Annotated in this window: 25 protein-coding genes; 5 read left to right on the top strand and 20 right to left on the bottom strand. The window is 68.5% G+C overall.

The features are described 5' to 3' along the window. Window positions 1-61 precede the first annotated feature (61 nt). From ACAM49_RS04465 to ftsH, 17 genes are all read right to left on the bottom strand, one after another. Window positions 62-700, bottom strand: a complete 639-nt coding sequence (locus ACAM49_RS04465; protein ID WP_369634160.1) for a DUF1772 domain-containing protein — start codon at window positions 698-700, stop codon at window positions 62-64. Window positions 701-842: 142 nt separating this feature from the next. Beyond that, window positions 843-1,403 carry an FHA domain-containing protein gene (locus ACAM49_RS04460; protein ID WP_155238909.1) on the bottom strand — a complete coding sequence of 187 codons (561 nt, stop codon included), beginning with the start codon at window positions 1,401-1,403 and terminating at the stop codon, window positions 843-845. Window positions 1,404-1,739: 336 nt separating this feature from the next. Continuing rightward, a complete protein-coding gene (locus ACAM49_RS04455; RefSeq protein WP_040802887.1) occupies window positions 1,740-2,102 on the bottom strand; it encodes an Lsr2 family protein in 363 nt (120 codons plus the stop codon). A gap of 116 nt (window positions 2,103-2,218) precedes the next feature. Further along, window positions 2,219-3,685, bottom strand: coding sequence for a lysine--tRNA ligase (lysS, locus tag ACAM49_RS04450; protein ID WP_369634189.1), 1,467 nt, complete (start codon window positions 3,683-3,685; stop codon window positions 2,219-2,221). A gap of 182 nt (window positions 3,686-3,867) precedes the next feature. Then, window positions 3,868-4,299, bottom strand: a complete 432-nt coding sequence (locus ACAM49_RS04445; protein ID WP_369634159.1) for a rhodanese-like domain-containing protein — start codon at window positions 4,297-4,299, stop codon at window positions 3,868-3,870. Further along, entirely contained in the window at window positions 4,296-4,919 is a 624-nt protein-coding gene (locus ACAM49_RS04440) for a cysteine dioxygenase family protein (protein ID WP_369634158.1), read from the bottom strand. Before ACAM49_RS04440 ends, ACAM49_RS04445 begins: the two co-directional genes overlap by 4 nt. Window positions 4,920-5,111: 192 nt before the next feature. Continuing rightward, complete coding sequence (locus tag ACAM49_RS04435; protein WP_369634157.1) at window positions 5,112-5,906, bottom strand: type III pantothenate kinase; 795 nt, start codon at window positions 5,904-5,906, stop codon at window positions 5,112-5,114. A gap of 13 nt (window positions 5,907-5,919) precedes the next feature. Beyond that, the gene (panD, locus tag ACAM49_RS04430) at window positions 5,920-6,339 is read right to left on the bottom strand and encodes an aspartate 1-decarboxylase (RefSeq protein WP_036545720.1); all 420 of its coding nucleotides are present in this window, start codon (window positions 6,337-6,339) and stop codon (window positions 5,920-5,922) included. A gap of 13 nt (window positions 6,340-6,352) precedes the next feature. Further along, window positions 6,353-7,279 carry a pantoate--beta-alanine ligase gene (gene panC / locus ACAM49_RS04425; RefSeq protein ID WP_369634156.1) on the bottom strand — a complete coding sequence of 309 codons (927 nt, stop codon included), beginning with the start codon at window positions 7,277-7,279 and terminating at the stop codon, window positions 6,353-6,355. Beyond that, window positions 7,279-8,205, bottom strand: coding sequence for a Rossmann-like and DUF2520 domain-containing protein (locus tag ACAM49_RS04420; RefSeq protein ID WP_369634155.1), 927 nt, complete (start codon window positions 8,203-8,205; stop codon window positions 7,279-7,281). Before ACAM49_RS04420 ends, panC begins: the two co-directional genes overlap by 1 nt. 122 nt (window positions 8,206-8,327) lie before the next feature. After that, the gene (locus ACAM49_RS04415; protein WP_369634154.1) at window positions 8,328-9,350 is read right to left on the bottom strand and encodes a DUF6779 domain-containing protein; all 1,023 of its coding nucleotides are present in this window, start codon (window positions 9,348-9,350) and stop codon (window positions 8,328-8,330) included. Window positions 9,351-9,419: 69 nt separating this feature from the next. Then, window positions 9,420-9,890, bottom strand: a complete 471-nt coding sequence (locus tag ACAM49_RS04410; protein WP_369634153.1) for a DUF3180 domain-containing protein — start codon at window positions 9,888-9,890, stop codon at window positions 9,420-9,422. Window positions 9,891-9,906: 16 nt separating this feature from the next. Further along, a complete protein-coding gene (gene folK / locus ACAM49_RS04405) occupies window positions 9,907-10,440 on the bottom strand; it encodes a 2-amino-4-hydroxy-6-hydroxymethyldihydropteridine diphosphokinase (protein ID WP_369634152.1) in 534 nt (177 codons plus the stop codon). A gap of 4 nt (window positions 10,441-10,444) precedes the next feature. Further along, window positions 10,445-10,819: a dihydroneopterin aldolase gene (gene folB / locus ACAM49_RS04400; RefSeq protein WP_369634188.1), complete on the bottom strand. Its 375-nt coding sequence runs from the start codon at window positions 10,817-10,819 to the stop codon at window positions 10,445-10,447. Between the two features lie 47 nt (window positions 10,820-10,866). After that, the gene (gene folP / locus ACAM49_RS04395; RefSeq protein WP_369634187.1) at window positions 10,867-11,790 is read right to left on the bottom strand and encodes a dihydropteroate synthase; all 924 of its coding nucleotides are present in this window, start codon (window positions 11,788-11,790) and stop codon (window positions 10,867-10,869) included. Between the two features lie 11 nt (window positions 11,791-11,801). After that, a complete protein-coding gene (gene folE / locus ACAM49_RS04390; protein ID WP_369634151.1) occupies window positions 11,802-12,425 on the bottom strand; it encodes a GTP cyclohydrolase I FolE in 624 nt (207 codons plus the stop codon). A 152-nt stretch (window positions 12,426-12,577) separates the two neighbouring features. Next, entirely contained in the window at window positions 12,578-14,935 is a 2,358-nt protein-coding gene (gene ftsH / locus ACAM49_RS04385; protein WP_369634150.1) for an ATP-dependent zinc metalloprotease FtsH, read from the bottom strand. 304 nt (window positions 14,936-15,239) lie between these two features. Between ftsH and ACAM49_RS04380 the strand changes: the two genes are divergently transcribed. After that, window positions 15,240-16,169 (top strand): hypothetical protein, encoded by a 930-nt coding sequence (locus ACAM49_RS04380; protein WP_369634149.1) that lies wholly within the window; start codon window positions 15,240-15,242, stop codon window positions 16,167-16,169. Window positions 16,170-16,207: 38 nt separating this feature from the next. Here ACAM49_RS04380 and ACAM49_RS04375 read toward each other — a convergent pair whose 3' ends face one another. After that, window positions 16,208-17,032, bottom strand: coding sequence for a DUF1266 domain-containing protein (locus ACAM49_RS04375; protein WP_040802860.1), 825 nt, complete (start codon window positions 17,030-17,032; stop codon window positions 16,208-16,210). 193 nt (window positions 17,033-17,225) lie between these two features. Here ACAM49_RS04375 and ACAM49_RS04370 point away from each other — a divergent pair, with 193 nt between their 5' ends. Next, window positions 17,226-17,492, top strand: a complete 267-nt coding sequence (locus tag ACAM49_RS04370) for a DUF2277 family protein (RefSeq protein WP_369634148.1) — start codon at window positions 17,226-17,228, stop codon at window positions 17,490-17,492. A gap of 11 nt (window positions 17,493-17,503) precedes the next feature. Here the strand turns inward: ACAM49_RS04370 and ACAM49_RS04365 are convergent, their stop codons facing one another. After that, the gene (locus ACAM49_RS04365; RefSeq protein WP_369634147.1) at window positions 17,504-18,751 is read right to left on the bottom strand and encodes a PucR family transcriptional regulator; all 1,248 of its coding nucleotides are present in this window, start codon (window positions 18,749-18,751) and stop codon (window positions 17,504-17,506) included. A 158-nt stretch (window positions 18,752-18,909) separates the two neighbouring features. On the opposite strand from ACAM49_RS04365, the gene ACAM49_RS04360 reads away from it, so the two are divergent. The 3 genes from ACAM49_RS04360 to ACAM49_RS04350 are packed head-to-tail and all read left to right on the top strand — an operon-like array spanning window position 18,910 to window position 22,261. Continuing rightward, window positions 18,910-20,517 carry an aldehyde dehydrogenase family protein gene (locus ACAM49_RS04360; protein ID WP_369634146.1) on the top strand — a complete coding sequence of 536 codons (1,608 nt, stop codon included), beginning with the start codon at window positions 18,910-18,912 and terminating at the stop codon, window positions 20,515-20,517. After that, a complete protein-coding gene (locus ACAM49_RS04355) occupies window positions 20,517-21,347 on the top strand; it encodes an SDR family oxidoreductase (RefSeq protein WP_369634145.1) in 831 nt (276 codons plus the stop codon). Before ACAM49_RS04360 ends, ACAM49_RS04355 begins: the two co-directional genes overlap by 1 nt. Window positions 21,348-21,367: 20 nt before the next feature. Then, window positions 21,368-22,261 carry a PfkB family carbohydrate kinase gene (locus ACAM49_RS04350; protein WP_369634144.1) on the top strand — a complete coding sequence of 298 codons (894 nt, stop codon included), beginning with the start codon at window positions 21,368-21,370 and terminating at the stop codon, window positions 22,259-22,261. Here the strand turns inward: ACAM49_RS04350 and ACAM49_RS04345 are convergent. Beyond that, entirely contained in the window at window positions 22,246-22,932 is a 687-nt protein-coding gene (locus ACAM49_RS04345; RefSeq protein ID WP_369634143.1) for a nucleoside/nucleotide kinase family protein, read from the bottom strand. The genes ACAM49_RS04350 and ACAM49_RS04345 overlap by 16 nt on opposite strands. Window positions 22,933-22,944 lie beyond the last annotated feature (12 nt).

The following is a 22,944-nucleotide window of genomic DNA, read 5'->3' as shown; positions in this document are numbered from 1 at the left end:
ACCCGCAGGCGGATTGCGATGCCGCACAACGGGTCCCGGCCACCGCCGGAATCGAAGCGAATTACTGCTGGCCGGAACCGAATCCGGGCTGCGGGGCGAACTGCTGGGCCGGGGCGAAGGACTGGGCCTGCGGGAAGCCGGCCTGCACCGGGAAGGGCCACGCCGACGCCGCCGGGGCCGCCTGCGCCACCGCGCCCGCCCTGGCGTGCGCCATGCCCGCCACGAACAGCGCACCGGTCAGCACCAGGAAGGCCAGCGTGTGCAGCACCGCGCGGACGACATTCCAAGCCACCCAGGAGCTTTCGAACTGCGACCGCACCGCCGCCAGATCCGGGATCTGCGCCACGTCACCGGCATTGGCCAGCTGGTTGTTGAGCGGCACGTTCATACCCGAGGTGACGGCGAAGGCGATGATATTGAGCAGCAGCGCGGCCCCGATCCAGATCAGCGTGGTGCGCTGATCCTTGCCCAGGTGCAGCGCCGCGGCCAGCACCGTGAAGCCGACCGTGCCCATGAACCCGAGCATGAACCACGGGTTGATGATGACCACGTTGATCTTCTGCATGAGGTCGACGAAGGTCTTGTCATCGGCCCGGTGCAGGGCGCCCATCACCGAGGTGGCGTAGGCGTAGAACACCCCGGCGATCAGCCCGGTGGCCAAGGTCGCCGCCACCAGAGCGGCCGTACGGAATGCGAACATCGTGTTCTCCTGACTGGATCTGCCACCCGTGTGCTCCCGGGCGATCAACTGCATTCAGTCAATCGCGACCGGGCACGGAAACCCATGGCTCAGAAGCTCGCACGCATGCGCCGGGGTCCAACAGGCACTGGCCGTACCAGGATCAGAGATCGCGCTCGGAGATCACGCCGGACTGCATGGCCAGGTTGGCCAGGCGAACCCGCTTCTGGTTCTGGGGGAGATCCTCGACGCCGAACTTGGCGAACAAGGCGCGCAGGTGGGTCTTGATGGCGTCGACGCTGAGGAACAGCTCCGCCGCGATCTGCTGATTCGAGGCGGGGGAAGCGAATCCGTCGTTGCCGCGCAGGGGGCGGCACAGCGCGATCAGTACCGACCGCTGGGTTTCGGTGAGGGAGCGCAGGGTTGGCAGACCGCCGGTCGAGGTCTGCGTGACATCGCCTGCCGCACCGCTGAAGTCGTGGAAGGTGACCCGCGAGGTCCCCATCCGGATCACGTCGCCGGGCTGCAGCCGATGCCGCCCCACCAGGCGATCCCCATTGACGAAAGTGCCGTTGCGGGAAAGCCCGTCGTCCACGATGGTCCAGTGCGCGCCCAGGTACTCGGCGGTGGCGTGCAGGCGCGAGACCTCCACGTCCCAGAACAGCGACAGATCGGCCTGCGGCGAGCGCCCGATGGTGATGCGGGGCTGGTCAGGGGACAGCATCAGCTCGTGCTGGCGTCCCTCTTGATCCTTGACTCGAAGGAAGGAACCGTGGAATGCGGTCACTGCGCCGATACCTCTTCTCTACATCCAGCCAGTGACATCGTCCGCACGTTTCAATGGTGCCTGGCCGCCCCGGCACGAGCAAGATCGCATGCCGGTGTACGCACCCGCGGTCTTGACCTCGGGCTTTCCAGAGGCGGATTTTACGAAGTCCTACAGTACCCCGCCCCGAGGACTTGATCTTGGTGTTATACACGAAGCGTATGAAAAAACCACTGCCGCCCGGGTACGCACGAAACACCCGGACGGCAGTCGAATCGGCGACTAGTCGGACAACTAGTTCTTAGCAGCGGCCTTGTTGTAAGCCTCGGTGATGTCAGCGGAGATACGACCACGAGCGGACACCTTGTGCCCATTCCGGCGAGCCCATTCACGAATGGCCGCGCTTTGTTCGCGATCGATCGACACCCGGTTCTTCGGGCCCGCGGCCGGGGCGCCCGCCACCTTGGTCCGACGGCGTCCGCTCACCCGCCGAGCGGCGGCGACCCAACCGTCCAAACCCTCCCGCAGCTTGGCCGCATTCTCCGTCGACAAGTCGATCTCGTACGAGACGCCATCGATTGCGAACTCGATGGTCTCGTCCGCGATGGACTCACCGTCGACATCGTCGATCAAGCTAACGGTGACCTTCTTTGCCATGAGATGAACGTCCTCTCGAAATCGTGCGACCCGCATAGTCAGGCCGATTACCCGACGCCAGAATACCGCTAATTCCGATAGTCCCAGAACTAGCCCCGGAAATGCAATCCGGAGAACTATCTGGCAGCCGGACGCACAATTGGAAAGAGTATCGTTTCCCGGATTCCGTGGCCAGTCAGGGCCATCAGCAAACGATCGATACCCATACCCGTTCCGGTTGTGGGGGGCATACCGTGCTCCATGGCGGTGAGGAAGTCCTCGTCCAGACGCATGGCCTCGTCGTCGCCGGCCGCGGCCAAACGCGCTTGATCCACGAACCGTTCGCGCTGGATGACCGGATCCACGAGTTCCGAATAGCCCGTGGCGAGTTCGAAGCCCCGCACGTACAGGTCCCACTTCTCGGTAACCCCGGGCTTGCTCCGATGCTGGCGGGTCAGCGGCGATGTCTCGACCGGGAAGTCGCGCACGAAAGTCGGGGCGTAGAGCTTGTCGCCGTAGACGTGCTCCCACAGTTCCTCGACCAGTTTGCCGTGGCCATAGCCCTTGCCCTCGGGAATTTCCAGACCGACCCGATCGGCGAGTGCCAGCAATTCCTCGACGGTCGTTTCCGGGGTGACGTCCACACCGATCTGCTCCGAGAGCGACGGGTACATCTCGACGGTCGCCCACTCGCCCGAGAGGTCGTATTCGGTGCCGTCCGCGAGCGTCACCACCTGGGTTCCGAAGACCTCCTGTGCGACTTCCTGGATCAATTCCCGCATCATGGTCGCGGAATCGTCGTAGGTGCCGTACGCCTCGTAGGTTTCCAGCATTGCGAACTCGGGCGAATGGGTGGAGTCCGCGCCCTCGTTGCGGAAGTTCCGGTTGATCTCGAAGACCTTCTCGATGCCGCCCACCACGCAACGCTTCAGGAACAGCTCCGGCGCGATGCGCAGGAACAGCTCCATATCGAGCGCGTTGGAGTGGGTCGAGAACGGCCGGGCCGCCGCGCCGCCGTGGATGGTCTGCAGCATCGGGGTCTCGACCTCGAGGAATCCCCTGCGCTCCAACGCGTTTCGCAGCGCGCGCACCGCGGCGACGCGGGTGCGGGCCATCTCGCGGGCCTCCGGGCGCACGATCAGGTCGACATAGCGCTGCCGGACGCGCGACTCCTCGTTCATCTCCTTGTGCGCCACCGGCAGCGGGCGCAGCGACTTCGCCGCCATCTCCCACGCGTCGGCCATGACGCTCAATTCGCCCGTGCGCGAGGCGATCACCTCGCCGTGCACGTACACGAAATCGCCCAGGTCCACATCGGCCTTCCAGGCCGCCAGCGATTCCGCGCCGACGCCGTTGAGGCTGATCATGGCCTGGAGTTTGGTGCCGTCGCCCTCCTGGAGCGTGGCGAAACACAGCTTCCCGGTATTACGGACGAAAATGACGCGGCCCGCAATCCCGACGATCTCACCGGTCGCGGTATCCGCGGCCAGATCCGGGTGGGCGGCGCGAATTTCGGCGAGGGTATGCGTACGCGGCACCACCACGGGATAAGCCTCGCGGCCCTCCCCCAGCAACCGCTCACGCTTCTCCTGGCGAATCCGCATCTGCTCGGGAACGTCCTGCTCCACGACGGGCTTGGCGGCAGACGCCTGGCCAGCAGAAACAGCGGTCTTTGCGGAAGAAGGGGGGTTGGGGGTGCTCACGGGGCCTTAGCCTATCGTGCGGCGGAAATTGATTTTCCCGCCGCCCGGGCAATAAACCTTCGGGACCGACCGAGGTAAACCCGTCAGACCCAAGCGAGCGTCGCGACCTCGCGTTCGAAGTGCGGGGCGCTCGCCGCGACGGTGAGCAGACCGGCCGTTTTCAGGGCCTGATATCCGCCCTCGAGATCGGTCGCGCGGCGCAGGCCCAGCTGCTGCAACGAGGCCGCGGCCAGGCTCGAGGTGTAACCCTCCGAGCAGACGATGATCCATTCCACGTCATGGTGCTCGGCCAGCGCCAAACGCGCCGAACTGGTCGGATCCAAACGCCATTCCAGGACATTTCGCTCGATGACGAGCGCGCCCGGCAGCGTGCCCTCGCGCTTGCGCTGCGCCTGGGGGCGAATATCCACCAGAATCGCGCCGCGGGCGATGGCCGCCGGCAATTCGATCGGGAGCAGGCGACGCAGCTGCTGCCGGGCGTTGGCGAGCATGCCGTCGATCGTCAAGTGGGTCATTCGAGTTCACCTTCGGGCTGGTCGGTGAGAACGGAACGGGTGCGGCGCAGGGTGCCGTGGCCGGTGACCTCGTAATAGGACATGGCCGTCAGCGGCGGTGAATAGGCGTGCACGCTCAAGGTCGGGTTCAGCGGGCCGGTGATACCGGCTTCTTCCTCGGGGGCACGCACCACGTCGTGCACCCAGCCGAGCGGGAAGGAGGCCTGATCACCCGCGGTGAGGGTGCGGCGGCGCAGTTCCCGGCCGTTCCAGCGGTATTCGGAGAGCGCGCCGGCGAGCACGGTCAGCGCCCCCAGCGACCCGGCGTGGTCGTGCAGTTCGGTGTACTTGCCCTCGGTCCAGCTGATCAGCCAGATGTCCACCTCGTCGTCGGCGACAAGCCTTGCCGCCCAGCGGTTTTCGGTGGGCCAGAGGCCGTCGGCGGGCAGCAGGTGGTCGTAGCGGCCCTCCAGCACGTCCTGGGCGCCCTCATCGGTCAGGCGCAGCAGATCGGCCGGGCGCAGCCGGGTGGGCAGGGCGGAGGCGGTGGCCCGCTCGGTGACCTCGGGCAGCAGGCGCGAGGTAGCGGCGCGGCCGCGCTGGTCCTGGTCGACAGGTAGGGAAAGAACAGAAGATCGCATGAGCGAAACTCCAAGGAATGTGTAAGTGGCCGGGGGCTATACGAAGCCTCGACGACCGTCGAGGCGAATCAGCCTCGACAACACTCCTGGATGCTCACGCGGAAATACACGTCGGCGAGCCTAACAGAAGGACGCCGGGAAGCAATAGTGCCTCCCGGCGACGACTGCGTCACTTTCATTCCGACCAGTCCGTTAAGCGCGGTTCTTGCGCTGCAGGTTGCGCTCGTACACCAGGCGCAGGCCGTCCAGCGTCAGATGCGGCTCGTGGTGCTCGATGGTCTCCGACTCCGGCACGATCAGCGGCGCGGTCGCGCCGGTGGCCACCACGGCCACATCGTCGCCGGAGAACGCCTCGATATCGCGAATGCGGTCGATCAGGCCGTCCACCAGGCCCGCGAAACCGAAGATGGCGCCCGACTGCAGGCATTCCATGCTGTTCTTGCCGACCACCGAACGCGGCCGGGTCAACTCCGCCCGGCGCAGCGCACTTCGAGCGATCAGCGCCTCGGTCGAAATCTCCACACCCGGCGCGATACTGCCGCCGAGGAATTCCCCCTTGGCCGAAACCAGGTCCACACAGATGGCCGTGCCGAAATCCACCACGATGGCCGGTGATTGGAAACGGTGATATGCCGCAAGACAATTCACGATGCGGTCCGCGCCGACTTCCTTGGGATTGTCGACCAGCAGCGGAATACCCGTGCGCACACCGGGCTCCACGAGTACATGCGGGACATGACCCCAATAACGGGACAGCATCTCGCGTAGCTCGCGCAATACCGGCGGCACCGTGGACAGCGCGGAAACACCCACCACCTGATCGGCGTCGGCGCCGATCAGCCCGCGCACCTGCAGCGCGAACTCGTCCGCGGTGAGCAGCGGATTGGTGTGCATCCGCCAGTGCCGCACCAGCTTCGCGTGCTCCCCGCTGCCGGAGAACAGGCCCAGCTCGATGCTGGTGTTGCGGACATCGATACAGAGCAGCATGCCCGCCCGCCGCTCAGGCCAGCGTCAGCGTGCGGGGGGAGATCAGGTCCGATCCCTCGGGGGCGTGCGCCGGGTCGGTGCCCAGCTCGATCGGGCGGTTCCGCTCGTCGACGAAAACCACATGCGGCGCATAGTCTTTCAGCTCCGCGGCATCGAGCATGCCGTAGGCGATGAGGATGACCAGATCGCCCGGGTGCACGAGATGCGCTGCGGCGCCGTTGATTCCGATCACGCCGGAACCGCGCTCACCCGCGATCACGTAGGTCTCGAGCCGGGCCCCGTTGGTGATGTCCACGATCGAGACCTTCTCGCCCTCGAGCAGATCGGCGGCGTCCAGCAGATCCTGGTCCACGGTCACCGAGCCCACATAGTGCAGATCGGCGTGAGTCACCGTGGCGCGGTGGATCTTCGACGTCATCATGGTGCGCAACATCGTCGTCGCCTTCCTACTGGATCGCCTGGGCAGGCTGGTCGGGAACGGTGGGCAGGCCGTCGAGCGGCTTGCCGATGGAAACGGGCATGTTGTCGATCAGGCGGGTGCTGCCGATCCGGGCCGCGACCAGCAGGCGGGCGTTGCCGGTGGGCCACTCCTCGGAGAAGTCCGAGCCGCGCAGGGCCAGGTAGTCGACCTTGATGTCGGGCGCCAGATCCAGGATCGACTGAGCGGTCTCGAGCACGGCCTCCGGGCCGCGGCCCGCGGCGTGCCGGCCGGCCAGCAGCGCGGCCGACAGGGTGGTGGCCAGCTCGCGCTCGTCCTCGCTCAGGAAGCGGTTGCGGGAGGACTTGGCCAGACCGTCGGCCTCGCGCACGGTCGCGGCCGGGACGATCTTCACGTCCATGTTCAGGTCCACGACCATCTGCCGGATCAGAGCCAGCTGCTGGTAGTCCTTCTCGCCGAAGAACGCCTCGTGCGGCTGGCAGATATTGAACAGCTTCGAGACCACGGTCAGCACCCCGGAGAAATGGCCGGGCCGGGTCGCACCCTCGAGGATGTCGCCGTAGGGACCGGCCTGCACCGTGGTGCGCGGGCCGAACGGGTACATGTCCTTGGCGCTGGGCGCGAACACCAGCTCGACGCCCTCGCCGCGCAGCAGCTCCACATCGGCGTCGAGGGTGCGCGGGTACTTGTCGAGGTCCTCGTTCGCGCCGAACTGCAAGGGGTTCACGAAGATCGAGACGATGACGGTGGTGTTGGTCAGCTTGGCCAGCCGCACCAGCTCCAGATGGCCCTCGTGCAGCGCGCCCATGGTCGGCACCAGCGCGACCCGGCGGCCCACCGACTTCAGCGCCTTCACGACCTTGGTCAGCACGGCCGGGTCGTGATGCACGGTCAGCTCGCCGCGCTTGTAGGTGCCAATCAGCTTGGGGTCCATCAGCGTCCTTCCAGCAGGTCGAGCAGGGCGGGGTTGGTCTTGGCGCGCTCGGCCGAGCGCAGCGACTGGGCGCGATAGCCCGCGGCGAGACGGGGATTCAGGGTCTCGAGCGCGTCCAGGTGCGCGGCCACGGCGGCCACGTCACCGCGCGCCACCGGACCGGTCAGCGCGGCCGGGCCACGCCGCAGCGCGTTGTCGAGGGCGGCCGAGGCCAATGGTGCGAGCACGCGCTCGGCCAGGCCATTGGGCTGATCGTCGATCGACTGCTGACCCAGCAGACCCGGACCGGCCAGGGCGGCGCGCAGGGCCTCGACGGCATCCACGATCAAGGTCACCAGATGATTGCTGCCGTGCGCGAGCGCGGCGTGATAGAGGGTGCGGTTCTCCTCCGAGACCCGGACCGGCTCGCCACCCATCTCGATCACCAGCGACTGCGCGATGGCATAGCCGATGTCGTCGGCGGCCGTGATGCCGAAGCAGGCATTGGCCAGGCGGGCGACATCCTCGTCGTGCCCGGTGAAGGTCATGGCCGGGTGGATGGCCAGCGGCAGCGCGCCCAGCGCGGTCAGCGGCGCCAGGATCGCGACGCCGTTCGCGCCCGAGGTGTGCGCCACGATGGTGCCGGGCCGCACCGCGTTCGCGGCCGCCAATCCGGCCACCAGACCGGCCAATTCGCTGTCCGGCACGGCCAGGATCAGCAGTTCGCTGCGGGTGGCGACGTCTTCGGCGGGCAGGACCTGGGAATCCGGCAGCCGGGTGGCGGCACGACGCAGCGAGGTGTCCGAAATCGCGGATACCCCGAAGACGACATGACCGGCACGCTCGAGCGCCGCGCCCAGGGCGGATCCGACGCGTCCCGCCGAGACGATTCCCACCGTCAGGCGTGCGGGCGCAGGATCACTCCAGACATCCTTGTCCGAGGTCACTTGTTCCTCTCGAAAGTCGTTCCAGTCCCGCCTTGCGGGTACCGGACGTTACTCGGCGAGGATATCGCCCACGATTCGCCGGAGCCACCCTCTGTGGGATAGGCAACTCCGGCGGCCGCGAGCTAGTTCGTGTTCTCCGACTTCAGGTTCGCCATGATTTCCGCGACGGACAGGCGGTGGGTGCCTTCCGGGTCGACGGTGTCGTCGGAGCGGCGACGGCGGCGGGCGGTGGCGCGGCCGACCGGGCCGGACAGGTCCGGCTCGGGGGTCAGACGCGGGATGGGGGCGTGGCCGTTGCCATTGCCGTTCGCGCTGGCACCGTTGTTCTTGGCGCCGTTCCCGTTGAGGTTGGTCAGTCCCTCGGCGGCCTGGGACTCCTTGGCCGGGTCCGGCTTCGGGGCCTTGGCCGCCGAATCCGCTTCGGCGGCGGCGCGTTCGGCGTCGTACTCGTCACGCATGGCGTCGGTGATGATCGACGTCTCCGCCGTGACCGGATCGTCGAACGGGGTCGCGAAGGCGGCGGCCTCGGGATGTTCCGGGTCGATCCGCGGCGCCATGCGGGCGCGCGGGTCCTCGTCGTCCTCGGGCTGGTCGGGCGACGACCAGGGATCCCAGGGATCGGCTTCGGACCAGCTATCGTTCGCCGCCGGAGCGGCCGGGTCGGCCTCGCTGCGCGGAAGTTCCTGGACCCGAACCGCATCCGCGCGCAGTGCGGGCCGCTCGAAGGGCAGGTCGCCGTCGAAGAGACGCTGCAGGCTCTCGCGGAGGACGGTGAGTTCGGCGCGGAGCGCGGCCATCTCGGTGGCGTCGGCGCCGACCTCGTGGCGCACCCGGGTCTCGACGCCGAGCTCGTATTCGCGGCGGGCGGCAACCTCGCGCTCCAGCTGCAGTTGGTAGACCTTCTGCAGGTCACCCACTTTCGCCTTGTCGATGGCCGCCTCCCTGCGATAACGCGTGGCGGCGAGGGCTCCGATGGCGGCGGCCCAGAGGGCGGCGACCAGGCCGACACGGATCAGGTGGAGGTTGTCGCTGAAGACCAGGAACACACTGGCTACCAGTCCGAGGAGAAGCAGAAAGCCGGTGAACAACTTTCCCGCATCCTCCCGGCGGCGACGGGAAGCACTGCTACGGGAGGGTGAAACCATGTCCGCCAGCGTAGCTTGATCTTCCGGGTAGGGTCCCCACCTTGGCGATCCTCGAGATCCACATGTTAGCTACGAGGTAGCTGCTTCATCGGGCGGGTCGATGGGCGCCCGGCAGCAATATTCCAGCCACAGGGCCGCCGCCACCAGCGCCGCGCCGCCGATCAGACCGACCACCGCGCCCGGCGTATCCGACGACGCCGCACGCAGATCCGAATGCGTGAGCAGCCACACCAGGAAGCCCAGCCAGATACCGCCCACCAGCGAGCCCACCTGCGCCGACGCCTTGGCCAAGGCCACCGCCCGGGCCGCAGTGATCGGATGCAGCTGCCCGGAGCCGCCCGGCCCGATGCCGTGGTTCTCCTTGCGCTGCCGGATCACGAAGGCTAGCACCGCCTCCAGCAGCGCCACCGGCAGCAGCGAGGCGCCGGAGAACACCGAGATCGGCGGGAACGACGAATACGCCATATTGGTGGCGACCCAGGCCACGATCGCCGCCAGCAGGACATTCGCACACAGATCGAGAATGCGCGTCGGTTTCACCGCATCAACTCCGGCGTCACGGGGTCCAGCCCAGGGTCAGTTCGGTGCGGCGCACCCCGGCCACCTCGTCGGAATCCAAGGCGGACAGCCATTCCCGCAGCGACCGCGCCGCCCCGGTCACGGCCAGCTCCGCGTCCGGCTCCACCTCCAGCCAGGGCAGCAGCACGAAGGCGCGATTGTGGGCCTGCGGATGCGGCAGCGTCAGCACCGGATCGGCGCTGCGCACCTCGACCCGGACATCGCGGCGGCGCTGCTCGGCCCACACCAGGTCCACGTCGAGAGTGCGCGCGCCCCAGCGGACTTCGCGCACCCGCCCCGCGGCCTGCTCCAGCTCCTGGCCCAGCCGTAGCCAGTCCGAGGGCTCCAGGGCCGGATCCTCGGCCACCAGAACGGCATTCAGGTAGTCCTGCTGCGGCACCCCGCCCCAGGGCGGCGTCGAGTACACCGACGAGACCGCGACCAGGCGCGGGCCCAGCGCCGCCACCACGCTGCGCAGGTGCGCCAGCCGGTCGCCCAGGTTGGATCCGATGGACAGGACTACGCGGGTCACCGCTCTATTCCTCCGGTTCGCGACGGCGGGACGTGACTACTCGGACGTCTTCGAAGGTATGCGGAATCGGCGCGAATGGCTTGTGCAGAACCACTTCCAGCGCCCGGATGCGCGGATCGGTCATCACCTCGTCGGCGATGTTCGACACCACGGTCTCGATGAGATCGCGCGGCTCGCCCGCCACGATGCCGACCACCTGCTCGGCGAGCTCGCCGTAGTGGACGGTGTCGGCGATGTCGTCGGACTTGGCAGCGGCGGTGAAATCCGTCCACAGCGTCAGGTCCACCACGAATTCCTGGCCGTCGCGCTTCTCGAAGTCGAAGACGCCGTGATGGCCGAACACGCGCAGGCCGCGCAGTTCGATCCGGTCCCCGGTCAATTCGCTCACAGTGCCTCCCGCGCCGCTCACAGTGCCTCCCGCGCCGCTCACCATGTCCCCTCCGCCGCGCGCCGGTACCGCTCCCGCAGGCGGCGGGCGGCATTGGTCGCCGCGTCGACCACCGCGATGGCGTCCAGCGACGACCGCACATCGTGCACGCGCACACCCCAGGCCCCGTGCTCGGCGGCCAGGGCGGAGATGGTGGCGGTGGCGACCTCGCGCCCGTCCGGCGGGCGCGGGCCCTCGGCATCGGCCAGCAGCCCACCGAGGAAACGCTTGCGCGAGGCCCCGATCAGCACCGGCAGCCCGGCGTCCATCATCTCGGTCATGCGATAGAACATGCCGCCCAGCAACTCCCAGTTGTGGTCGGCGTTCTTGGCGAAGCCCAGACCGGGATCGAGCACCAGCTGCCCGAAGTCGACGCCGCCCGCGAGGGCGAATTCGACCTGCGCGTTCAGCTCCTCCCAGACCTTGCTCACCACATCGTCGTACTGCTCGGCCGGGCCGGTGTGCTCGTAGTTGGCGTCGGCGCGCCAGTGCATGAGGATCCACGGAATCTTGGTCGCCGCAACGACTTTCACCATGTTCGGATCGGCGCGGCCGCCGGAGACGTCGTTGACCATGGACACGCCCGCCGCGACGGCGGCCTCGGCGACGCTCGCCCGCATGGTGTCGACGCTGGTCGGCACCCCGGCCTCGGCCAGCGCCCGGATCACCGGAACCACCCGCGCCGCTTCGGTTTCCGGATCGATGCGCACCGCGCCGGGCCGGGTCGACTCACCGCCGACGTCGATGATGTCCGCGCCCAGCTCGTACAGCTCCAGGCCGTGCGCGACGGCCAGACCCGGATCCAGGTAGCGGCCGCCATCGGAGAACGAATCGCTGGTGACGTTCACGACGCCCATCACCACGCACGAGCGGCCGCCACGGGGAACCACCAGGTTGGCCCCCCGCGTACCGCTCTCGGCCATGGTCGGCGCGCTCACTTCCGCAGAATCAGGTCGAGGGCCTCCGCACGGGTGGAGGCATTGGACTGCAGGGTGCCGCGCACCGCCGAGGTGGTGGTGGAGGCGCCCGGCTTGCGGATGCCGCGCATGGCCATGCACAGGTGCTCGGCCTCGATCACGACGATCGCGCCGCGCGGATCCAGCTTGGCCATGACGGCGTCGGCGATCTGGCTGGTCAGCCGCTCCTGCACCTGCGGGCGCTTGGCGTATAGGTCCACCAGGCGGGCCAGCTTGGACAGCCCGGTCACCCGGCCGTGGGTGCCCGGAATGTAGCCGACGTGGGCGACGCCGTGGAAGGCCACCAGATGGTGTTCACAGGTCGAGTACATCGGGATGTCGCGGACCAGCACCAGTTCCTGGTGCCCCTCGTCGAAGGTGGTGTTGAGCACCTCGGACGGGTCGGTGAACAATCCGGCGAACATCTCGCGGTAGGCGCGGGCCACCCGGGACGGGGTATCGGCGAGCCCGGGACGATCCGGATCCTCGCCGACCGCGATCAGCAGTTCGCGCACGGCTGCTTCCGCCCGCTCCTGGTCGAAGGGCCGACCGGTCTCGAGGGCGATCAGCCCGGACACGACGCTGTTGTTGGTGGCCGACAATCGACACCTCCTGTGTTGACTTGCCGCACATGCTCATCGCGGCCTGGACGCGGTCGCCGACCACTCGGGGCGGGCCCGGCACAGGTATTCACCCTGTTACCGGGCCCGGCCCGAGCCGGGCCGCGAACCCATAGAGCGTATCGGGACCGCGGTCAGCGACGACCGTTCGGTCCGTCCCAACCGTTCTTCTCGTCCTCGTCATTCCCGGCGGCCGGCGGCGCGGCCGGATACTCCGGCTGACCGTAGCCCGGCTGCTGGTACTGCCCGCCCGGCTGATAGCGCTGATTGCCCGCGGGCGCCCAGCCGCCGTACGCGCCGCGCGGCTGCGGGGCCTGCGGCTCGTCGTCCTGCGGCGGCCAGCCCGGAGCCGACCAACCGGCCGGAGCGCCGTAGTCCGGACGCGAGCCGTGGGTCGGGTTGCCGCCCCGCGGATAGGCCGGGGCCTGCGGCAGCGGGTAGCCCTGCGGCGCGGGCGCCGGGTAGCCGCCGTACTGGCCCTGCGGCGCACCGCCGTAGGCCGGTTCGGGATGGCCGTTGGCGGGCTGCGCCACGGGGCGCTCCTCCTCCGGCCACGGCTCACCGCGCTCGGCGGCCAGCTCGCGCGGCGTCTTCACCGGCGGGCGGTCCGAGGGGGTGCGATCGCCGAAATCGTTGAAAGCCGTGATGCGCGGCCGCTTTTCGACGGTGGCGAGGATGGTCTCGAGCTCCTTGCGGTGCAGGGTCTCGCGTTCCAGCAGCGCCGTGGCCAGCGAATCCAGCTCGTCGCGGTAGTCGTTGAGCACCGACCAGGCCTCGGTGTGCGCGGCCTCGATGAGGTTGCGCACCTCCTCGTCGATCTCGCGGGCCACCTCGTGCGAGTAGTCCGAACCCATGCCCATGGACCGGCCCAGGAACGGATCGCCCTGCTCCTGGCCGTAGCGGACGGCGCCCAGGCGGGCGCTCATGCCGTACTCGGTGACCATGGCGCGGGCGGTCTTGGTGGCCTGGTCGATATCCGAGGAGGCGCCGGTGGTCGGCTCGTGGAACACCAGTTCCTCGGCCGCGCGGCCACCCATGGCGAACACCAGGCGGGCGATCATCTCCGAGCGGGTCATCAGTCCCTTGTCGTCCTCGGGCACGGTCATGGCGTGGCCGCCGGTGCGGCCGCGGGCCAGGATGGTGACCTTGTAGACGGGCTCGATATCGGGCATCGCCCACGCGGCCAGGGTGTGCCCGGCCTCGTGGTAGGCGGTGATCTTCTTCTCGTGCTCGGAGATCACCCGCGACTTGCGGCGGGGGCCGCCGATGACGCGGTCGACCGATTCCTCCAGTGCCGCACCGGTGATCACGTTGCCGTGCTCACGCGCGGTGAGCAGCGCGGCCTCGTTGATGACGTTCGCCAGGTCCGCGCCGGACATGCCGACGGTGCGCTTGGCCAGCCCCTCGAGGTCGGCGTCCGGCGAGATCGGCTTGCCCTTGGAGTGCACCTGCAGGATGGCGCGGCGGCCCGCCAGGTCCGGATTGCCGACCGGGATCTGCCGGTCGAAACGGCCGGGACGCAGCAGCGCCGGATCCAGGATGTCGGGGCGGTTGGTGGCGGCCATGATGATGACGCCGGTGCGCTCACCGAAGCCGTCCATCTCGACCAGCAGCTGGTTCAGCGTCTGCTCGCGCTCGTCGTGGCCACCGCCGAGGCCCGCGCCGCGCTGGCGGCCGACCGCGTCGATCTCGTCCACGAAGATGATGCAGGGGCTGTTCTGCTTGGCCTGATCGAACAGGTCGCGCACGCGCGAGGCGCCGACGCCGACGAACATCTCGACGAAGTCCGAGCCGGAGATGGTGAAGAACGGGACGCCCGCCTCACCGGCAACGGCCTTGGCCAGCAACGTCTTACCGGTGCCGGGCGGGCCGTAGAGCAGCACGCCCTTCGGGATCTTCGCGCCCAGCGCCTGGTAGCGCGCCGGGTTCTGCAGGAAGTCCTTGATCTCGTAGAGCTCTTCGATGGCCTCGTCGGCGCCCGCCACATCCTGGAACGTGGTCTTGGGCATGTCCTTGGACAGCAGCTTGGCCTTCGACTTGCCGAAGCCCATCATGCCGCCGCGGCCGCCGCCCTGCATGCGCGCCATCACGAAGATGAACAGGCCCAGCAGAATCACCATGGGCAGCATGAAGAGCAGGATCTGGCTCAGCCAGGAGTCCTGCTTGACGGTGGTGTTGACCTTCGCGCCGGAATCCTCGGCGAGCTTGAAGATCTGCGCGGACACCTCGCCGCCGCCCGGGTACTTGGCGATGAGCTTGGTCTCACCCTTGGTCGCATCATTGCCGTTCTTCAGCGTGATGCGGACCTGCTGTTCCTTGTCGTCGATCTGGACCGAGTCGACATTGGACTTGTCCTGAAGCTGGGACAGCGCCACCGAAGTATCGACGTTGTGCCAGCCGCGCGTGTCGTTGCTGAAATAGCTGACCAACCAGATCACGAGCAGGAAGCCCGCGACTATGGCCAGGTTGCGGAACACAGTCTTGCGGTTCATAGAGCGTCGGCCGGCGGCCAGTCCTTTCCGGGGGGTGTATCCGGTTTGCCTGCGATGCTTCGGGGCACGCCCGTTCCGGCGAACGGATGCGGACATGCCACGTTACCGCGTACGGTCTAGTCGATACATCGCGCAGTTCGGCTGCTGGTGCAGTTCAGCAGGTAAACGGCTGGAGAACGCGGGTGGTTCCCCGACCATCTGCGGCAACACATCGGGTCGATCACCCCCTGGTGTCGGCACGACTGGTCACAATCATGGCATGGTCGTCCTATCGTGAGTGACGACACAACAGAGCGCAGGGGGTATGGACATAGTCGAGCTACGGACACCCACGGCGATTGTGCGGCACGGCAACGGGCGTTTGACGGTGCTGCGCCCCGGAACCGACGGCGAGCGCGTGCTCGACGTGCCGGTCAGCGACCTGCTCAAGGTGCGTTTGAACCGGCGCGCCGATGACGCCGTCGTCATCGAGATATACCTGCGCTATCCCACCCCGGTGCTGACCGGAGTCCCCGCCGACCGGACCCCGCTGCCGGTGCTCATCGCCGAACACGATGTGCCCGCCGCCACCGTCATCGTCGAGCGGATCAACAACCAGATCCTGGCCACCCAGCGTCTCGATGTGGCCGCCCCCGATCTGACCCCGCCCGCGCCCTCCTGGGGGCGCACCGGTCCCGCCCGCGCCGATGTGGACCGCGCGGTGCGGCGCATGGCACCCAAGCGGGACGCCAAACCGGCCGTCGCGGCGCTGCAGCGCTATGTCACGCCCGACGAATACGTGCTGGAGACGGCGCTGGTCACCGCCCGGCCGCCCGCACCCAAGGCCACCGGGCTGCTGGCCGTCACCACCACGCGGCTGATCTTCGTCTCGCTCGGCTCGGGCAAGCGCTTCGCCCACGAACTGCCGATCGCGACCCTGCTGTGGGCGCGCGGCGCCGATGACGCCGACACACCGGGCGCGGCGCCCGGCGAATACGGCGTCGAGGTCAGCGACGGCAATGTGACCTGGCAGTTCGCCGGTTCGGATCGGGCCGACACCGATCGGGTCACGGGCGCTTTGAATTTCGCCATCCAGCGCGAGGTGGCCGACGGCGCGGCGGGTCCGGCGGACCCGGGCGTGTCGAAGCTGTACTCGGAATGGGAATTGCTGGTCGAGCGGCATTCGCTCGGCATGGTGGACGACGCGCAGTTCCAGCGTTACGGGCGCGGAATTCTGCGGTCGCTGCCCGATTAGGTGAAAGGGGTTGGGAGCCAAAGCCCAACCCCTGCTTTTCACTCCTCCGGTTGCAGCGTGATGCGCCGCCACGGACTGGTCGGCCGCATCCACAGGCGCAGCAATTCCATTCGCCGGTCCACGCCACCGGATTTCAGCTCCGCCAGGTCCTCGCACGCCTGCCAATAGGTCCACCCGGCCAGATACGCATCGCCGAATTGCCGCCAGTTGCGGTATTTCCGCTGGGCCGGGGGCAGGGCGCGCATGAGGTAGTCCCAGGCGACATCGGCGTCGAGATAACCCGCGGTGTAGGCCATCCGGGCCACGGCCACCACGCGGGCCAGATCCCAGGCCTGGATATCGGTGGGCAGCGGGCGGACCAGGTGATCGGTCAGGCCGAGTTTGATGGCCTGGGACCAGATGTCGTAATCGCGGACCAGCGCCTCGGGATTCTCCATGCCGCGGAAGGAGCCGACCTGCCGCAGGAACGCGCGGTGCCGGTCGGCGCGTTCGCCGAAGCGGTCGCGTTCAGGGGAGTTGATGGCCGCCATGACGAGCGGATGCACCAGCGCGTAGAGGGGACCGTGCATGCCGTCGAGGAGTTGTTCCATCGACGCCATGGCCTCGGTGCCGTCGGTGATGCCCCACGCGCCCGTCAGCGTGTCGATGGCAAGCTCCCGGCGATCGCCCAATGGATGGTCGCGTTCGGGCCCGAGCAGCAGGGCGTCGTGGAAGGCGTCCCAGCGGGCGGAATAGAAGCCACCGAGCGAGAGAGCACGCAGTTCGTCATCCGAGACCTGCGCACCCGACCAATGGTCTTCCTCGCGCTCGTCCAGCTCCGGGTACGGAAAGGTCGTCAGCGAGGGAACGTCGCGGGCAGGCATACCACGATTGTTCCCCATCGATCTTGGAGTGGCCCACTATTCGCCGATCGCGTGTGCCACACCGGCCGTGTCGGGTGCGAATAATCGGCAAACCATTCGGTTCGTAAATTCCGTGTCTCGCCGCGACCCACTCGCGCAATTGTCTGAATCTTGCCCTGTCACAGCGGGTAATCGGGCGCTAACCTCTGGGGGCATGAGTGGGAACATCACCCTGCTGCGCGGGCTGACGCCGGCTGCCACGGAGCAGGAAATCTACGCCGCCGCACAGGAATACGTGCGCAAGGTCGGCGGGGTATCGGGATTGACGTCGACGACCAAGCCGGCCGTCGACAAGGCGGTGGCGGCGATCGCGGCGGCCACCACGCAATTGCTGGCGGAATTACCGGACCGCCGGGCCTCGGAGGGCGAACCGCCGACCCGGCGACGCTCCCGGGAGACGGTCACCGAGGAAGCGAGCTGAGACTCGCGGGCTCACACGCCGTAGACGGCCACGCAGTCGAGCGCGATCTCCAACCGCGGCCCGCGTTGGTCGAGAGAGTGACCGAGTAGTTCTTCTATGCGCTGAATCCGGTATCGCACCGTGTTCTTGTGCACGCCGAGGAGTTTCGCCGCCGCATCGGGGCTGCGGCGAGCTCGCAGATAGGCGTGCAGGGTCTCCCGCAGCCGCGCCGACTGCGCGTCCGGCGCGGCGAGCGCGCCCAGTTCCCGTTCGACGAGCGAACGCATGGCGACCTCGTCGGCGCCCGCCAGATAGGCGACCTCCACCTCCGAGTAGTGCAGCACCCGCGCGATGCCCGGGCGGGCGCGCTCGGCGACGTGCCGGGCCGCGACCGCCTCGCGATGGCCGGCGCGGAATCCGGCGGTGTGCGCGGCGGGCAGGCCGACCGCGACCCGGACGGGCGCCTCGACCGACCACACCGGATCGCCCGGGTCGGGCACCTCGCCGTCCACCCCGACCCAGCCCCACAGCGCCGACGCGCCCGAGGGCATGGTGAGGAAGCTGCCGTTGCCGAGCGTGGCCGCATAGCGCGCCACGATCCGGTCGAGCTGCCCGACCGCCTCGCCGTCGCCGGCCGAGGGCAGCGGCGCGGTGTCCTCGTCGGTCCACAGCACCAGCGCCAGATGCCGCTGCGCCAGCCGGTATCCGAGTCGGGCCGAGGCGCTTTCGGCGTCCACCTCCGCCCCGTCCAGCAGGGCCCGCACGATCTCGGCGCGCTGGGTGAACGCCGCGCGCAGGCCGCGTTCGCGTTCGGCGGTGTAGGTGTCGGTGAGCTGTTCGACCGAGGTACTGACCCAGCGGGTGGTGCGGTCGAAAAGCCGTAGCAGCACCGATCTTTCGATGTCGCGCGGCAGCTGCCGCTGTTCGAGCACCTCGGTCATGTAGTCGATGACCGCCTCCTGGCCGAGGTGGTAGACGCGCAGCAGCAGCCGCACGTCGTAGCCGCGGCGGGCGACGGTGCGGGCGAAGGCGTGCGCCTCCTCGGGGACCGGATAGTCGAAGCGGTCCTGGGTGAGGCCGCTGAGCACGGCGACGGCGTGGGCCCGGCTGCTGGCGGCGAGGTCGCGGCGCATATCGCGGTCCCGCAGTTCCGGGATGCGGGCGATGATCGCGTTGTCGAGGCGGGTGACGACCTGTTCGAGGGTCTCGGCGGGCAGTGTTTCGGCGACGAAGTCGGCGATCCACTGCCGGATCTCCGGGCCATTGCTGGTGGTCGCCACCAATACACCTCTCGCGTTGTACTCAGAGCACAAAACCTGCCCGAACAATTGACCCGATTGGCCAAGCAGCGGCCCTCGAAATTGTGTCACGATCATAGTCCAGTGAGCTGTGGCACAGCTCGCCCGTCGCAACGCAGCGCACCTGGGGAAGGCACACCGTGACCAATACCGAACCCGCCGCGGGCACCGCTCGCAAGACCGGGACCCGTAAACCCGCCAAGGCGGTCCAGAAACCGGCCACCGAGCTCGAGGTCCGCAATCCCGCGACCGGCGCGCTGGCGGGCACGGTGCCCATCGATTCGGCCGAGACGGTCGCCGATCGCGTCCGCGCCCTGCGGGCCGCGCAGCCCGCCTGGGAGGCGCTGGGCCCCGACGGCCGCAAGGAGTGGCTGCTCAAGCTGCAGGACTGGTTGGTGGACAACACCGATCGCCTCGCCGACGTGCTGCAGTCCGAGACCGGCAAGGCCCGCGTGGACGCGCTCATCGATCCGGCGTTCTCGGTCGACCTCACCGGCTACTACGCCCGCCGCGCCGCGAAATTCCTTGCCGACGAACATCCTTCGCCGCACAGCCCGCTGGCCCGGGTCAAGCAGCTGACCACGGTGTTCCGGCCGTACCAGGTCGTGGGTGTGATCACGCCGTGGAACTTCCCGCTGGCCATGCCGGTCATCGACGTGATCCCGGCGCTGGCCGCGGGTGCGGCGGTGATCCTGAAACCGTCCGAGGTGACACCGCTTTCGGCCGTCGAACTCGCGCGCGGCTGGCGTGAGATCGGCGCGCCGCCGGTGTTCGAGGTCGTCACCGGCGCGGGCGAGACGGGCGCGGCCGTGGTCGGCAATGCCGACTACATTCAGTTCACCGGCTCCACCGCCACCGGCCGCAAGATCGCCGCGGCCTGCACCGAGCGCATGATCCCGTTCAGCCTGGAGCTGGGCGGCAAGGATCCGGCCATCGTGCTGGCCGACGCCGACCTGGATCGCGCCGCGCACGGCATCGCCTTCGGTGGCCTGTTCAATGCCGGGCAGGTGTGCATCTCGGTCGAACGCGTATACGTGGAAGCGCCTGTCTACGACGAGTTCCTGAAGAAGCTGACCGCCGCGGTCAAGGAGGTCCGCCAGGGCGTGGACGGCCGCAAGCCGCAGTACGACATGGGTGCGCTGGCCAACGAGAACCAGGCGCAGATCGTGCAGCGGCATGTCGAGGAGGCCGTCAAGGCCGGTGCGCGGATCACCACCGGCGGCAAGCGCACCGGCGTCGGAACGCTTTTCGAGCCGACCGTGCTCGCCGATGTGGACCACACCATGAGCTGCATGACCGAGGAGACCTTCGGTCCGACGCTGCCGGTCATGAAGGTGGCCAACGAGGCGGAAGCCGTTCGGCTGGCCAATGATTCGATCTACGGCCTGTCCGCCTCGGTGTGGTCGGGCGACAAGGATCGCGCCGAACGCGTTGCGCGCCAGCTGAACGCGGGCGCGGTGAACATCAATGACGTGTTCGCCAATATGTTCAGCTTCGCGCTGCCAATGGGCGGCTGGGGGCTGTCCGGCACCGGCGCGCGCTGGGGCGGGGCGAACGGCGTGCGCAAGTACTGCCGCCAGCAGGCCATCACCAAGCCGATCCTGCCGACGCAGACCAAAGAGCCGCTGTGGTTCCCGTATTCGCCGCCCAAGCTGACCTTCGCCATGGCCGCCATGCGGGCCGCGGGCACCCGCGGGCTGCGCCGCATCGACCTGCCCGCCATCATCAAGACCGTTCGGGGGCTGTGATGACCGACTTCGGAACGATCGCCGGGAAGGTCGTCGTCATCACCGGCGGCGCGCGCGGCATCGGCCTGGCCACCGCCACCGCGCTGCAGGCGCTGGGCGCGAAGATCGCCATCGGCGATATCGACGAGACCACGGTCAAGGAGTCCGGCGCCGCACGGGGTTTCGACCTGTACGGCAAGCTCGACGTCACCGATCAGCAGTCCTTCGGGGCCTTCCTCGACGACGTGGAACGCCGCCTGGGACCGATCGACGTGCTGATCAACAATGCCGGGATCATGCCGACCGGGCGGGTGGTGGACGAGCCGGATCAGATCACCCGCCGCATTCTCGACATCAATGTGTACGGCGTGATCCTGGGCTCCAAGCTGGCCATCGCGCGCATGCTGCCGCGCGGGCGCGGCCACGTCATCAATATCGCTTCACTGGCGGGCGAGACCCACATTCCGGGCCTGGCGACCTACAACGCCAGCAAGCACGCGGTGCTCGGCTTCACCGACACGCTGCGCGAGGAGTACCGGGGCACCGGGCTGCGATTCTCCTCGGTGCTGCCGACGCTCACCAAAACCGAACTGGGAACGGGCATTACCGCGCCCAGGGTGCTGCGCCCCGCCGAACCGGAGGAGATCGCCGACGCCATCGCCAAGCTGATCGTCGCGCCCCGCTCCAAGGTCCGGGTCACCACGGTGGCGGGCATCATCTCGCAGGTGGTGGGCTTCCTGCCGGAGGCGGTGGGCGATGCCATCGGGCGGGCGTTGGGCGCGCAGTCCGCGTTCCTGGACGATGTGGATTCCGACGCGCGCAAGGCCTATGAGCACCGGGTGCGCGAATAGCTCGTCGTAGGGTCGGCGGCATGGGTAGCAGGAGTGCGGTTTTCGCCGGATTGTCGACACTGGATCTCGCCTATGCCGTCGACCGGTATCCCGCCGAGGACTCCAAGACCCAGGCCGCCGACCTGTTCCTGGGCGCGGGCGGACCGGCCGCCAATGCCGCGGTCACCTACGCCTTCCTGTCCGGTCGCACGCCGCGGCTGGTCACCGCGCTCGGCAAACACGCGCTGGCGGAACTGATCCGGGGCGATCTGCGCCAGCACGGGGTCGCGGAGCACGACCTGACGCCGGACGGGGATCAGCAGCCGCCGGTCTCGTCGATCATCGTCGCCACCGCGGCGGCCACCCGGACCATCGTGTCGCTGGACGGGTCCAGGATTCACCCGGCACCGTCCGACGCGGCCGCCGAATTGCTCGGCGCCGCTTCGATTCTGCTGGTCGACGGGCACTATCCGGAGCCCGCGGTACGGTTGGCCGCGGCGGCGCGGGAGGCGGGCGTGCCGGTGGTCCTGGACGCGGGACGGTGGCGGCCGGTGCATGCCGAACTGCTGCCGCTGGTCGATATCGCCATCTGCTCGAGCGGATTCGTTCCGCCTGGCGCGCAGGCGGATTCGACCGACGATGTCTTCGCCCATCTGCATGCGGCCGGACCGGCCCGGGTCGCGATCTCGCACGGCGGCCGGGCCATCGAATACTCGATGCCGGGCGCGCGCGGCGAGGTTCCGGTGCCGTCCGTCGCGGCGATCGACACGCTCGGCGCGGGTGACATCCTGCACGGAGCGTTCTGCCATTTCTACGACCGGGACACCGATTTCCCACTCGCGCTGCGGCGGGCAGCCGAGGTCGCCGCCCTCTCCTGCCGGTTCGTCGGCACGCGGGAGTGGATGCGGCACTTCGATTTTCAGTCGATCCTGTAGCCGCGCCCGGCCTTGCGCAGCACCAGATCGGCGCGGGTGCGGGTGGCCTCGACCAGCGCGGCATTGCGCAGATCACTGTTGGCGACTTTGCTTTTCGCCGCGTCCGGCGTGCGCCCGCCGCGAATGTGGCGGCGCAGCAGGCGCTGCTCGATGATCGGGCGGGGCACGTCCAGGTACCAGGTCTCGTCGAGCAGCGGCCGCACGGCCGACCAGTCCGGATGGGCGCGGTCGTCGAGGAGCAGGTAGTTGCCCTCGGTCACCACGATGGTCTGGCGATCGAAAACGACTCCGCCCGGGACGGGTTCGTGGATTTCGCGATCGTAGGTGGGCCAGGGCACGGTGGTGCCGGGCGCGGTGTCGCGGACCGTGCGCAGCAGGTTCACATAGCCCGCGGCGTCGAAGGTGTCCGGTTCGCCCTTGCGGTCGAGGATCCCGGCGGCGCGCAGTTGTGCATTGGTGAGGTGGAAGCCGTCCATCGGCGCGATCTCGGCGATCGCGGTGCCCGCGGCCAGATTCAGTTCATCGCGGATGCCGCGCGCCAGGGTGGATTTGCCCGCGCCGGGCGGGCCCGCGATGCCGAGCAGAAACCGACCGGGATGCCCTTCCGCGCGGCGGCGGACGCGAGCCGCCAACTCCGCCAAGGAGGTTTCGACACTGCCGCGTATCGCCACCCCCCAACCCTA

The organism is Nocardia sp. JMUB6875, from assembly GCF_041154655.1.
GTDB lineage: Bacteria > Actinomycetota > Actinomycetes > Mycobacteriales > Mycobacteriaceae > Nocardia.
The sequence above is the reverse complement of the archived record's forward strand: the minus strand, read 5'-3'. Positions and strand labels throughout refer to the sequence as shown.

What these genes read in the sequence shown, in the direction of transcription:
- ACAM49_RS04465 (WP_369634160.1), bottom strand. Translation starts at nt 700, where the DNA reads ATGTTCGCATTCCGTACGGCCGCTCTGGTGGCGGCGACCTTGGCCACC.
- ACAM49_RS04460 (WP_155238909.1), bottom strand. Translation starts at nt 1,403, where the DNA reads ATGCTGTCCCCTGACCAGCCCCGCATCACCATCGGGCGCTCGCCGCAG.
- ACAM49_RS04455 (WP_040802887.1), bottom strand. Translation starts at nt 2,102, where the DNA reads ATGGCAAAGAAGGTCACCGTTAGCTTGATCGACGATGTCGACGGTGAG.
- lysS (WP_369634189.1), bottom strand. Translation starts at nt 3,685, where the DNA reads ATGCGGATTCGCCAGGAGAAGCGTGAGCGGTTGCTGGGGGAGGGCCGC.
- ACAM49_RS04445 (WP_369634159.1), bottom strand. Translation starts at nt 4,299, where the DNA reads ATGACCCACTTGACGATCGACGGCATGCTCGCCAACGCCCGGCAGCAG.
- ACAM49_RS04440 (WP_369634158.1), bottom strand. Translation starts at nt 4,919, where the DNA reads ATGCGATCTTCTGTTCTTTCCCTACCTGTCGACCAGGACCAGCGCGGC.
- ACAM49_RS04435 (WP_369634157.1), bottom strand. Translation starts at nt 5,906, where the DNA reads ATGCTGCTCTGTATCGATGTCCGCAACACCAGCATCGAGCTGGGCCTG.
- panD (WP_036545720.1), bottom strand. Translation starts at nt 6,339, where the DNA reads ATGTTGCGCACCATGATGACGTCGAAGATCCACCGCGCCACGGTGACT.
- panC (WP_369634156.1), bottom strand. Translation starts at nt 7,279, where the DNA reads ATGGACCCCAAGCTGATTGGCACCTACAAGCGCGGCGAGCTGACCGTG.
- ACAM49_RS04415 (WP_369634154.1), bottom strand. Translation starts at nt 9,350, where the DNA reads ATGGTTTCACCCTCCCGTAGCAGTGCTTCCCGTCGCCGCCGGGAGGAT.
- folP (WP_369634187.1), bottom strand. Translation starts at nt 11,790, where the DNA reads ATGGCCGAGAGCGGTACGCGGGGGGCCAACCTGGTGGTTCCCCGTGGC.
- ftsH (WP_369634150.1), bottom strand. Translation starts at nt 14,935, where the DNA reads ATGAACCGCAAGACTGTGTTCCGCAACCTGGCCATAGTCGCGGGCTTC.
- ACAM49_RS04380 (WP_369634149.1), top strand. Translation starts at nt 15,240, where the DNA reads ATGGACATAGTCGAGCTACGGACACCCACGGCGATTGTGCGGCACGGC.
- ACAM49_RS04375 (WP_040802860.1), bottom strand. Translation starts at nt 17,032, where the DNA reads ATGCCTGCCCGCGACGTTCCCTCGCTGACGACCTTTCCGTACCCGGAG.
- ACAM49_RS04370 (WP_369634148.1), top strand. Translation starts at nt 17,226, where the DNA reads ATGAGTGGGAACATCACCCTGCTGCGCGGGCTGACGCCGGCTGCCACG.
- ACAM49_RS04355 (WP_369634145.1), top strand. Translation starts at nt 20,517, where the DNA reads ATGACCGACTTCGGAACGATCGCCGGGAAGGTCGTCGTCATCACCGGC.
- ACAM49_RS04350 (WP_369634144.1), top strand. Translation starts at nt 21,368, where the DNA reads ATGGGTAGCAGGAGTGCGGTTTTCGCCGGATTGTCGACACTGGATCTC.